General features: G+C 72.3%; 7 protein-coding genes and 2 pseudogenes. 2 read left to right on the top strand and 7 right to left on the bottom strand.

Translation table 11 applies throughout. The features are described from left to right. The first annotated feature begins 64 nt into the window (after positions 1–64). Together ACGF8A_RS17605 and ACGF8A_RS17600 are read left to right on the top strand one after the other, a co-directional pair. Positions 65–931, top strand: a complete 867-nt coding sequence (locus ACGF8A_RS17605; protein ID WP_393109016.1) for a helix-turn-helix domain-containing protein — start codon at positions 65–67, stop codon at positions 929–931. Between the two features lie 48 nt (positions 932–979). Next, positions 980–1,779: pseudogene (locus tag ACGF8A_RS17600) on the top strand (SAM-dependent methyltransferase). Between the two features lie 18 nt (positions 1,780–1,797). Here the strand turns inward: ACGF8A_RS17600 and ACGF8A_RS17595 are convergent. The 7 genes and pseudogenes from ACGF8A_RS17595 to ACGF8A_RS17565 all read right to left on the bottom strand — a co-directional run bounded on the left by ACGF8A_RS17595 (position 1,798) and on the right by ACGF8A_RS17565 (position 11,988). Continuing rightward, positions 1,798–4,140, bottom strand: coding sequence for a SpoIIE family protein phosphatase (locus ACGF8A_RS17595; protein ID WP_393109188.1), 2,343 nt, complete (start codon positions 4,138–4,140; stop codon positions 1,798–1,800). Positions 4,141–4,372: 232 nt separating this feature from the next. Next, a complete protein-coding gene (locus ACGF8A_RS17590) occupies positions 4,373–8,377 on the bottom strand; it encodes a HAMP domain-containing protein (RefSeq protein WP_393109014.1) in 4,005 nt (1,334 codons plus the stop codon). A gap of 206 nt (positions 8,378–8,583) precedes the next feature. Then, a complete protein-coding gene (gene dnaK / locus ACGF8A_RS17585) occupies positions 8,584–10,449 on the bottom strand; it encodes a molecular chaperone DnaK (RefSeq protein ID WP_393109012.1) in 1,866 nt (621 codons plus the stop codon). Between the two features lie 95 nt (positions 10,450–10,544). Continuing rightward, the gene (locus ACGF8A_RS17580; RefSeq protein ID WP_393109010.1) at positions 10,545–10,961 is read right to left on the bottom strand and encodes a hypothetical protein; all 417 of its coding nucleotides are present in this window, start codon (positions 10,959–10,961) and stop codon (positions 10,545–10,547) included. Between the two features lie 96 nt (positions 10,962–11,057). Beyond that, positions 11,058–11,171: pseudogene (locus ACGF8A_RS17575) on the bottom strand (glycerophosphodiester phosphodiesterase); the annotation flags it as partial. Between the two features lie 175 nt (positions 11,172–11,346). After that, positions 11,347–11,772: an OsmC family protein gene (locus ACGF8A_RS17570; protein WP_393109008.1), complete on the bottom strand. Its 426-nt coding sequence runs from the start codon at positions 11,770–11,772 to the stop codon at positions 11,347–11,349. Positions 11,773–11,844: 72 nt separating this feature from the next. After that, complete coding sequence (locus ACGF8A_RS17565) at positions 11,845–11,988, bottom strand: hypothetical protein (RefSeq protein WP_393109006.1); 144 nt, start codon at positions 11,986–11,988, stop codon at positions 11,845–11,847. Between the last annotated feature and the right edge of the window lie 57 nt (positions 11,989–12,045).

The following is a 12,045-nucleotide window of genomic DNA, read 5'->3' as shown; positions in this document are numbered from 1 at the left end:
GTGTGGCGGTAAGCGGAACGTGACAGACTGCACGCATGCTTTCGGCGCGTAGGGGAGGCGTGGCGTGAGTGAGCGGCGGGCCGCGCCCACCGTGGGCCAGGTGGTGCTCGGGAAGCGGCTGCAGGAGTTGCGCGAGGCAGCCGGACTCAGACGCGAGGAGGCCGCACGCGTCCTGCGGGTGGCCCCGGCGACGGTGCGGCGGATGGAGACGGCCGAGGTCACGCTCAGGATTCCGTACCTCCAGATCCTGCTGCCCGCCTACGGCGTCCCCGAGGACGAGGTGGCGGCGTTCGTCACGCTGGCCGAGGAGGCGAACCGGCCGGGCTGGTGGCAGCGGTTCAGCGACGTGCTGCCGGACTGGTTCAGCCTTTTCGTCAGCCTGGAGGGCGCCGCCCGGCTGATCCGCTCCTACGAGCCGCACTTCGTGCCCGGACTGCTGCAGACCGAGGACTACGCCCGCGCCGTGCTGGAGGCGGGGACGATCGGCCGGTCCGGCGGCGCGGAGACGATCGAACGGCATGTCTCCCTGCGCATGGCCCGGCAGGAGCTGCTGCGGCGGCCCCGTCCGCCGCACCTGTGGGTGATCATGGACGAGACCGTCCTGCGCCGCCCGGTGAGCACGCGAAGCGAGGTCATGGCCGCCCAGCTGGACCGGCTGCTGGAGGCCGCCGAGAGCGACCGGGTCACCCTCCAGATCGCCGAGTTCGCCGCCGGCCCGCACCCGGGGACGTACGCCCCGTTCTCGCTGTTCCGCTTCGCCGAACCGGAACTGCCCGACATGGTCTTCACCGAGTACCTGAGCGGCGCGCTGTACCTGGACTCCCGCAGCGAGGTCTCCGCGCATCTGGAGGTGCTGGACCACATGACCGCGCACGCGGCGTCGGCGCAGCGCACCAGGAAGATCCTGCGGGAGTGCCGCGGCGACTTCTGACCCCCCGTCCACGGCACCACCTCGCACACGACCAGGAGAGCGCACCGCATGACCGGATCCGATGCCCAGGCCCCCCGGATCGACACCAGCCGTCCGCACCCGGCGCGGGTCTACGACTGGTGGCTGGGCGGCAAGGACAACTACCCGGTGGACGAGGAACTGGCCCGCCGGATCCTCGCCGTGGACGGGACGGTGCTGCGCGGTGCGCGCGCCAACCGGCGGTTCATGCACCGGGCGGTGCGCACGGTCCGCAGGCCGGCGTCCGCCAGTTCCTGGACATCGGCACCGGCATCCCCACCGAGCCCAACCTGCACCAGGTGGCCCAGGGCGTCGCCGCGGAGTCCCGGATCGTGTACGCGGACAACGACCCCGTCGTCCTGCGGCACGCGCAGGCTCTGCTGCACAGCTCCCCCGAGGGCGCCACCGCGTATGTGCACGCCGACGTGCGCGATCACGAGATCCTGCTGCGCCGGGCGGGCGAGACGCTGGACTTCGGCCGGCCCCTCGCGCTGTCGCTGGTCGCTCTCACCCACTACCTCGACGACGAGGTGTACGGCCTGGTCGAGCGGTACGTCGACGCGCTGGCGCCCGGCAGCCACCTGATCCTCTCCCAGGTCACCCCCGACCTCAGCCCCGAGGCGATCGGGAAGGCCGCCGAGCACTTCCGGCGCACCGGTACGCCGTTCTTCCCCCGCCCGCTCGCCGCCTTCTCCCGCTTCTTCGACGGCCTGGAACTCCTCGGCCCCGGCGTCATCCCCGTCCACGGCTGGCGGCCGGCGCCCGAGGACGTGGCCGCGCAGGCCGAGGGCATCGTGCCGGTCTACGCGGGCGTGGCCCGCAAGCCCTGACCCGCGGCAGGGCCCCGGCTAGTCGACACGGACGCCGACGAGGCAGGTGTCGTCGTCCGTGTCCGACCTGCTGTACGTCAGGAGCCGGTCGAGCTGCTGGTCCAGGGTGCTCGGCGCGGTGCGGGCCGCGGTCAGCAGATGGGTCAGCGACTCCTCCACGGAGCGGTCCCGGCGTTCGACCAGGCCGTCGGTGTACATCAGCAGGGTGTCCTGGGGCGCCAGCTGCACCTCGGCCTCCTCGTACGCCGCCTCGGGCACGGCGCCCAGCAGGATGCCCTTGACCAGTGGCAGCGGCGTGGCCTCCGTGTCGCGCACCAGCACCGGCGGCAGATGACCCGCGCGGGCCCAGCGCAGGGTGCGCCGGGCGGGGTCGTACAGGGCGCACACCGCGGTCGCGGTGACCGCCCCGGTGAGGTGGTGCGCCACGATGTTGAGCCAGGAGAGCAGCTGGCCGGGGCCGGCGCCGGTGACCGCGAGGCCGCGCAGCGCGTTGCGCAGGACCACCATGCTCGTCGCGGCCTCTATCCCGTGGCCGGCCACGTCCCCCACGCACAGCAGTACGCGCCGCGAGGGGAGCACGACGGCGTCGTACCAGTCGCCGCCCACCAGTTGCTCGGTCTCCGCCGGCCGGTAGCGCACCGCGACCTCCAGGCCGGGCATCTGCAGCGGCGCCTGCGCCGGCGGCATGATGGCGTGCTGCAACTGGAGTGTCAGCCGGTTGCGTTCGGCGGCCTGCTGTTCGGTGTGGGCGAGCTGGTCCCGGGTGGCCGCCAGCGCCACTTCCGTCCAGTGCTGGGCCGAGATGTCCTGGCAGGCCCCGCGGACGACGAACAGCCGGCCGTCGGTGTCGAGGACCGGCTCGGCGACGACCCGGATGTGGCGGTTGACCCCGTCGGGCCGCTGCAGCCGGAAGGCCGCGGTGGCGGGCCGCCGGTGGTGGAGCAGCGTACGCAGGAACCGGCCGATGGTGACCGCGTCGTCCGGGTGGGCGTGGGCGGGGAGGTTCTCCAGCGGCACGGGCGGGCTCGTGGTGGAGTGGCCGTACAGGTCGAACATCTGGTTGTTCCAGGTGATCTGGCCGGTCAGCAGGTTCTCCTCGAAGCCGCCGATCCGGCCGAGCCGCTGGGCGTGCTGGAGCAGGCTCGCCAGGCGCGCCGTCTCGTCCTCGATGCGCCAGATCAGCAGCACGCTGTTCGCGTGCCGGCTGATGCTGATGTCCGCCACCGCCGACAGCGGCACCTGGTCGACCAGCGCCGTCAGATGCATCCGGCGGGCCCGGAACGGCTCGCCGGTGGCGTACACCCGCTCGATGCGCTGGAACAGCTCGCTGTCTCCGGCCGTCATCGGGTAGGCCTCCAGCAGCAGCGCCCCGTTCACCACCGCGCGGGGCCGGCCCGCCGGGTCGAGGAAACGGGTGTTGACGTGCTGGATGCGGAAGTCGGCCAGTTGCCCGGAGTCGTCGACGTGCGGCACGAGTACCAGGGCGGGGTCGTGCAGCCCGTCGGCGAGGTCGGTGAGTTCCGCGGCGTCCGGCATGATCCGCGGCTCCTGCACCGCGCCGGGGCGCGGCGTGTACGTCTCCAGCGTGTGGGCGCACAGCTCCGCCAAGGCCTCGACCTGCCGGACGACCTGCGGCGGCTGCGGTTCCAGCGGCCCCGGCCAGGCGATCTCCAGCACGCCGTGGATGCGGCCTCCGGTGCCGGCGGGCACGGCCACCCGGCCGCCGTCGGGGTGCGGATGCCGGCCGACGGTGGGCAGCCCGGTCCGGGCCAGCGACGTGATCCACTGGCCGCTGCGCTCGACGAGCCCGCGGCGCGCCACCGTCACCACGTCCGGCGGCACATAGCGCCAGCGGGAGGCCTCGGCCGGGGAGAAGCCGGCGCTGCCGGCCAGGGTCAGGGAGCCGTCGGAGCCCGCCGCCCACACGGCCACGGCGACCGCGCCCAGCGGACGCAGGGCGTGCTCCAGCAGCGAGTCGGCGACGGCCTGCGCGTCGGACGCGGCGAGCGCACCGCTCTCGGCGGCGCGCAGTCGTACGGCGGCCGTGTCGCGCTCCGCCGGTCGGGTGCCGTGGGCGGCCGCGAGGAAGGCTTCCGTGACCTCCGACATCCGGTCGCGGGCTGCCTGGTTGATGACCTCGACGGCGAACTCCAGCGGGGTCACCCGGGCCTGCTCCGTCAGTTCCGCGAGCTGCCGGGCGGCCTGCGCGGGACCGCATCCGAGCCGCTCGACCAGGATGCCCTTGGCGAGCTCGACCAGGGCCCGCCCCTCCGCCTCCGCCTGCGCCGCCCGCACCTCCCGCCGCAACCGTTCGACCGTGGCGGCGAGCCTGCCGACGGGGGAGGTCCGGGAGACGCCCATCTCGTCGCCGGCCGGCTGCGCACCGGGTGATGCGGTGCGCCGAGCCGTCGCGTCCGGCGCGGCGAAGGCGGCCGGCTGCGGTGGCGGCTCGGTGCCCGGGGGCACGGGGGCCTGGTCGGAAGGTCGGTCGGGCGTGTTCACGATGTGGATGCTCCTCGGCGGGAGGCCCGTGGGGCGTGGACGGTCGGGCCGGGCCCGCCCCCGCGCGGTGCCGGGGCGGGCTGCGGCGCGCTCACGAGGTCAGCCAGCGCCGGACGCAGGTGATCAGGTCGTGGGTGTCGACCGGTTTGGTGACGTAGTCGCTCGCCCCCGACGCCAGGGACTTCTCCCGGTCCCCGGGCATCGCCTTGGCGGTCACGGCGATGATGGGCAGGTCGGCGTACCGGGGCATCCTGCGGATCTCGGCCGTGGCGGTGTAGCCGTCCATCTCCGGCATCATCACGTCCATCAGCACCAGGGCGACGTCCGGGTTGTCGACGAGCGTCTCGATGCCCTTGCGGCCGTCCTCCGCGTGCAGCACACGGAAGCCGTGCAGCTCCAGGATGCCGCTGAGCGCGAACAGGTTGCGCGCGTCGTCGTCGACGACCAGCACGGTGCGGCCGGCGAAGGAGTGGTCGACGAGGTGTGACGCGCGGTTGTGCGGCTCCTCCGCCCTGACCAGGGTCAGGACGTCCCCGGGCTCTTCGGCGGACAGGTGCAGCGCGATGCGCTCGCGCAGTTCGTCGAGGCTGGAGAGGAACTCCAGCGCGCCGTCGTCCGCGCGGGAGCGCAGTGCCCACGCCCGCGCCACGTCCGGGCGGTGGCTGCTGTGCACCAGCACGGGAACGTCGGCGAGGGCCGAGTCGCCCTGGAGCGCCTCCAGGAACCGGGTGGCCTCGTCGTCGGGCATGTCCAGGTCCAGAACGACGCAGTGGCACGGTTCGGCGGCCAGCGCACCGGCCGCCTCCCGGGCGCTGTCGGCGGTGATCAGATCCACGTCGGGCCGCGGCACCGCTTCGTCGGCGCCGTGCCGGACGACGTCCGCGACGACGCTCTCGGCGACCAGGGTCAGCAGACCGCGGGGCCGCTCCTCCACGACGAGCAGCCGGCGCCGGCGCGGTCCCCGCCCGGCCGGGCCGGGACGCGGGGCGACCGCGGGGGCGTCGACGGGGATCTGCGCGGCGGGCAGTTCCGCCGGCGTCTCGGGGTACCGGCCGGCCAGCGCCTCGAAGTCGGGCCGGGTCACCGGAAGGAACAGCGTGAAGGTGCTGCCCCGGCCGGGCGTGCTGTCCACGGTGACCGCGCCGCCGAGCAGATGGGCGATCTCCCGGGTGATGGACAGGCCGAGACCCGTGCCGCCGTACTTGCGGCTGGTGGTGCCGTCGGCCTGCTGGAAGGCGCCGAAGATGGACTCCAGTTGCTGCTCCTGGATCCCGATCCCGGTGTCCTTCACACGGAACGCCACCACGGCGCCGCCCTTGACGACACCTCCGGGCACCTCCTCGTCCGCGGCCGGCTGGATGAGCAGCTCGACTCCGCCCTGCTCGGTGAACTTGACCGCGTTCGACAACAGGTTGCGCAGCACCTGACGCAGCCGGGAGTCGTCGGTGAGCAGGTCGCCGGGCGCGCCGGGCGAGGTGGTCACCGTGAACTCCAGGCCCTTCTGGGTCGTCATCGGCCGGAAGGTGGCCTCGACGTACTCGATGAGCTGGCGCAGCGACACCCGCTCCGGGGCGACGTCCATCTTCCCGGCCTCGACCTTGGACAGGTCGAGGATGTCGTTGATCAGCTGGAGCAGGTCGGAGCCGGCGGAGTGGATGATGCCCGCGTACTCGACCTGCTTCTGCGTCAGGTTGCGTGAGGGGTTCTGGGCGAGCAACTGGGCGAGGATGAGCAGGCTGTTGAGCGGGGTGCGCAGCTCGTGGCTCATGTTCGCCAGGAACTCCGACTTGTACTTCGAGGCCAGCGCCAGCTGCTGCGCCCGCGCCTCCAGCTCCTGCCGGGCCTGCTCGATCTGGAGGTTCTTCGCCTCGATGTCGCGGTTCTGCGCCGCCAGCAGCGAGGCCTTGTCCTCCAGTTCGGCGTTGGAGCGCTGGAGCTCCTCCTGCTGCGCCTGCAACTCCGCCGAGCGGACCTGGAGTTCGGCCGTCAGACGCTGCGACTCGCCGAGCAGTTCGTCGGTGCGCGCGTTGGCGACGATCGTGTTGACGTTGACGCCGATCGTCTCCCGGAGCTGCTCCAGCAGGTCCCGGTGGATGGGGGTGAAGGGCGTGACGGACGCCAGCTCGATGACGCCGAGGACCTGGTCCTCGAAGAGGATCGGCAGCAGGAGCAGGGCGGTCGGCACGGTCCGGCCGAGCCCGGAGGAGATGGTCACGTAGTCCGGCGGCAGCTGGTCGACCGGGATCGTACGGCGGCTGCGGGCGGCCTGGCCGACCAGGGAGCGGCCGAAGGGGATCCGGTCGGGCCGCGGGTCGTCCTCGGGGCGGCCGTAGGAGCCGACGAGCCGCAGCTCGGGGCCTGTCGCGCGGTCCTCGGCGAGGTAGAAGGCGCCGTACTGGGCGGAGACCAGCGGCACCAGCTCGTCCATGATCAGTTCGGCCACGACGGGCAGGTCGCGGTGCCCCTGCATCAGGCCGGCGATCCTCGCCAGGTTGGTCTTGAGCCAGTCCTGCTCCTGGTTGGCCAGGGTCGTCTCACGCAGGGACTCCACCATGGAGTTGATGTTGTCCTTGAGCTCGGCGACCTCGCCGGAGGCCTCCACGGTGATCGACCGGGTCAGGTCGCCCTCGGCGACGGCGCTGGCCACCTCGGCGATCGCGCGCACCTGCCGGGTCAGGTTGCCGGCCAGCTCGTTGACGTTCTCCGTCAGCCGCTTCCAGGTGCCGGAGACGCCTTCCACCTCGGCCTGGCCGCCCAGGCGTCCCTCGGTGCCGACCTCGCGGGCGACGCGGGTCACCTCGTCGGCGAACGCCGAGAGGGTGTCCACCATCGTGTTGATGACGTCCGCCAGGGCCGCGACCTCGCCCTTGGCCTCGACGGTGATCTTCTGCGAGAGGTCGCCGCGGGCGACCGCCGTGGCGACCTGGGCGATGGAACGGACCTGGCTCGTCAGCTTCGACGCCATCACGTTGACGTTGTCGGTGAGGTCCTTCCAGGTGCCCGACACGCCCCGCACATGTGCCTGGCCGCCCAGACTTCCCTCTGTGCCGACCTCGCGGGCGACCCGGGTGACCTCGTCGGCGAAGGCGGACAGCTGGTCGACCATCGTGTTGATGGTGTTCTTCAGCTCCAGGATCTCGCCCCGCGCGTCCACCGTGATCTTCTGCGAGAGGTCACCCTTGGCCACCGCCGTCGCGACCTGGGCCACGTTGCGCACCTGCGAGGTCAGGTTGCCCGCCATGAAGTTCACCGAGTCGGTCAGGTCACGCCAGACGCCCTTGACGCCCTTGACGTCCGCCTGGCCGCCGAGGCGCCCCTCGGTGCCGACCTCGCGGGCGACCCGGGTGACCTCGTCGGCGAAGGCGGACAGCTGGTCGACCATCGTGTTGATGGTGTTCTTCAGCTCCAGGATCTCGCCCCGCGCGTCCACCGTGATCTTCTGCGAGAGGTCACCCTTGGCCACCGCCGTCGTCACCTGGGCCACGTTGCGCACCTGCGAGGTCAGGTTGCCCGCCATCAGGTTGACCGAGTCGGTCAGGTCACGCCAGACGCCCGCGACGCCGGGCACCTTGGCCTGACCGCCGAGCCTGCCCTCGCTGCCGACCTCCCGGGCGACCCGGGTCACCTCGTCGGCGAACGCCGACAACTGGTCGACCATCGTGTTGACGGTCTCCTTCAGCTCCAGGATCTCGCCCCGCGCGGGCACGTCGATCTTCTGGGAGAGGTCACCCTTGGCCACCGCCGTCGCCACCTGGGCGATGTCCCGGACCTGGGTGGTGAGGTTGCCCGCCATCGCGTTCACCGAGTCGGTCAGATCGGCCCAGGTGCCGGAGACCCCCGGCACCTCCGCCTGACCGCCCAGGGTCCCCTCGGTGCCCACCTCGCGGGCGACCCGGGTGACCTCGGACGTGAACACGGACAGCTGGTCCACCATGCCGTTGAACACCGTGGCGATGTCGCCCATGAGCCCGTCGGCGTCCTCGGGCAGCCGCGTGCCGAAGTCGCCGTCGCGCACCGCTGTCAGGCCCGCCAGGAGCCGCCTGAGCTCCTGGTCGCCCGGCACCGTCTCGGCGGCCTCGCCCGTGTTGCTGGTCATGCGCACCCTCGTTCCCCTCCCAGGGGCAATGCCGACTGTTGATGAATCCGCGCGACGAGAAAATAACGCCGCAGGCTAACAGTCTCCAGGGTGCGCACGAGCACTCCCCCTACGTGCGCATGAGGGGGCTCACCTGGCCGGAAACAGACGCTGGACGCTCCCCGGGCGGCCTCGCCGGGTACAGATTCCGTGACGCCGCCCGGCGGTCAGGCCGCCCCGCCCTTGGTGTCCTTCTCGTCGTCGACGATCTCCGCGTCGACCACGCCCTCCTCGTCCTGCGGCGCGGTGCCCGCCCCGGCGGCGCCCTCCGTGGGCGTCTGCTGGGCCTGGGCGTACATGGCCTGGCCCATCTTCTGGCTGACGCCGGCGAGCTTCTCGACGCCGGTGCGCAGTTCGCCGGTCTCGGCGTCGCGCTCCAGTGCCTGCTTCAGCTCCGTGATCGCCGACTCGACCTCCGAGCGGGTCTCGGCCGGCACCCGCTCCTCGTTCTCGCGGAGGAACTTCTCCGTCTGGTAGACGAGTTGTTCGGCCTGGTTGCGGGTCTCGGCGGCCTCCCGGCGTCCCCGGTCCTCCTCGGCGTACTGCTCGGCCTCCCGCATCATGCGGTCGATGTCGTCCTTGGGCAGCGCCGAGCCGCCGGTGACGGTCATCTTCTGCTCGCGGCCGGTCGCCAGGTCCTTGGCGGAGACGTGCATGATCCCGTTGGCGTCGATGTCGAAGGCGACCTCGATCTGCGGGACCCCGCGCGGTGCCGGGGGCAGGCCGGTCAGGTCGAACGTGCCGAGCTTCTTGTTGTAGGCGGCGATCTCGCGTTCGCCCTGGTAGACCTGGATGCCGACCGACGGCTGGTTGTCGGTGGCGGTCGTGAAGATCTCCGAACGCCGGGTCGGGATCGTGGTGTTGCGCTCGATGAGCTTGGTCATGATGCCGCCCTTGGTCTCGATGCCCAGGGACAGCGGGGTGACGTCGAGCAGCAGCACGTCCTTGACGTCGCCGCGGATGACGCCCGCCTGGAGGGCGGCGCCGAGGGCCACCACCTCGTCCGGGTTGACGCCCTTGTGCGGGTCCTTGCCGGTGAGTTCCTTGACCAGGTCGGTGACGGCGGGCATCCGGGTGGAGCCACCGACGAGGATGACGTGGTCGATCGCGGCGAGCTTGACGCCGGCGTCCTTGACCGCCTGGTGGAAGGGGGTCTTGCAGCGGTCGAGCAGGTCGGCGGTGAACTCCTGGAACTGGGCCCGGGTGAGCTTCTCGTCCAGGTGCAGCGGGCCCTCGGCGGAGGCGGTGATGTACGGCAGGTTGATCGACGTCTCCGACGAGCTGGACAGCTCGATCTTGGCCTTCTCGGCGCCCTCGCGCAGCCGCTGGAGGGCCATCTTGTCGTTGCCCAGGTCGATGCCGTACTGGCCCTTGAACCGCTTGACGAGGTGCTCGACGATCCGCTGGTCCCAGTCGTCGCCGCCGAGGTGGGTGTCGCCGTTGGTCGCCTTGACCTCGATCACGCCGTCGCCGATCTCCAGCAGCGAGACGTCGAAGGTGCCGCCGCCGAGGTCGAAGACGAGCACGGTCTGCTCCTCGCCACGGTCGAGTCCGTAGGCGAGGGCGGCGGCGGTGGGCTCGTTGATGATCCGCAGCACCTTCAGGCCGGCGATCTCGCCGGCTTCCTTGGTCGCCTGCCGCTGGGCGTCGTCGAAGTAGGCGGGCACGGTGATCACCGCGTCGGTGACGTCCTCGCCGAGATAGGCCTCGGCGTCCCGCTTCAGCTTCTGCAGCACCCGCGCCGACAGCTCCTGGGCCCGGTAGCGGGTGCCGTCGACGGAGCCCTCGTCGGGGAACCGCCAGCTCCCGTCCCCCATGTGCCGCTTGACGGAGCGCGCCGTGCGCTCGACGTTGGTCACGGCCTGCCGTTTGGCGACCTCGCCGACGAGAACCTCGCCGTTCTTGGCGAAGGCCACGACCGACGGTGTGGTCCTGGCTCCCTCCGCGTTGGCCACGACCGTGGGGTCGCCGCCCTCCAGGACGGCCACCACCGAGTTCGTGGTCCCGAGATCGATACCGACCGCGCGTGCCATCGCTGTCCCCTTCCGCCAGGGCGCCTCTTGAAGTCCAGCACAAAACTTGAGCGGGCTCCTGTCAATGGGGCCCTCGGTCGTGCAGGCGGTCGTCCTTACGGCCATTCGGGTACATACCCGGGCAGGGCCCGCTCAGTCCGCGCTCGGCTCCCGTACCGGGCCGGGCGGCGCGGCGGCGCGCGTCCCGTCCCGCGGCGCGATGGCGCTGCCGCCGCGTCACGCAGGGCCGCGGCGTGCCGCGGCCGGTCGGTGACCAGTACGTCGACGCGCGGCTCGCGGAGGAAGGACCGCGTCGCGGGCTCGTCGTCGACCGTCCAGACCGTGGTGTGCAGGCCGTGCCGGGCGGCCTCGCGCGGTCCGTCTCCACGCGCCGGCCGCTGGTGCACGGCGACGCCGTCCGCCCCGCAGGCACGCGCCCGCCGCATCGGGAACAGTTCGCTCGCCCGGATCGCCGCCCGCCGCGCCGCTCCGGTCCCCGCGCCGCCCCGGCCCGGCGACAGGGCGGTCCGCACGCCGGGGCAGGCCTCGGTGATCGCGGCGAGGGAAGCGCTCCTCCAGGGTGGTCGCGACGAACCCGTCCCGGCCGAGCAGGGCCACCACGCGATCGATCACGGCACGCTCAGTTCGGCATGGGTGAGCGCGGCGCCCGGCGCCCCGCCGGGCCCGACGCGGGCGTCGTGGTGGACGACGAGGACACCGTCGGCGGTGCGCCGGATGTCGAACTCGGCCTACTCGGCTCCCGGCAGCAGGGCGTCCTCGTAGGCCTCCGAGGTGGCCGGGCCGGAGCGCTCGGTGCCGCCGCGATGGGCGCGGACGGCGGGGCGTGGGGGCATGAAGGTCACTCCCGGCGGTCAGGCCGCCCCCGGAGGGACGGCCTGTGTCCGGTCGCGCGTGCTCTCAGGCGAGCTTCGCCGACAGGGTGATCGGCACGGCCTTCAGGGCCTGGCTCACGGGGCAGTTGGCCTTGGCGTCCTCGGCGGCGGCGACGAACGCGTCGTCGTCCAGACCGGGGACGGTGCCCTCGACCGTGAGGGCGATGCCGGTGATGCCCTCACCCGGCTGGAAGGTCACGTCGGCCGTGGTGACCAGCTTGGTGGGCGGGGTGCCGGCACCGGCCAGGCCGTGCGACAGGGCCATGGAGAAGCAGCTGGAGTGGGCGGCGGCGATCAGCTCCTCGGGGCTGGTCTTGCCGTTCGCCTGCTCGGCGCGCGACGGCCACGACACCGGCTGCTGGCCGATGCCTGAGGAGTCGAAGGTGACGACGCCGTTGCCCTCGAGCAGGTTGCCTTCCCAGACGGTGTGTGCGGAGCGCGTGGTTGCCACGGTTGTTCCTTTCGCAGCTCTCGATGCGACCCCGTTTCCGGGGTTCTCGGCCCTATCCGATCACATTCCGGCTCACCGCATGCGGAACACCGGACCACGTGCGGTGAACGGCAGCCGGGCACCTTGGGGAATCGGACAGGCGTGCCGCACGGTCGGGACGAGCTGGACGGCGCCGACGTAGCGGGTGCCCGCGAGGTTGGCGAGGCCGGCAGCCACCGGATGCCCAGCGCGGCGAGGGGGGCGGTGCAGCGGTGGTCGTGCACCGGGATCGGG

Source organism: Streptomyces sp. NPDC047706 (assembly GCF_043204795.1).
In the GTDB taxonomy this organism is placed as follows: domain Bacteria; phylum Actinomycetota; class Actinomycetes; order Streptomycetales; family Streptomycetaceae; genus Streptomyces.
The sequence above is the reverse complement of the archived record's forward strand: the minus strand, read 5'-3'. Positions and strand labels throughout refer to the sequence as shown.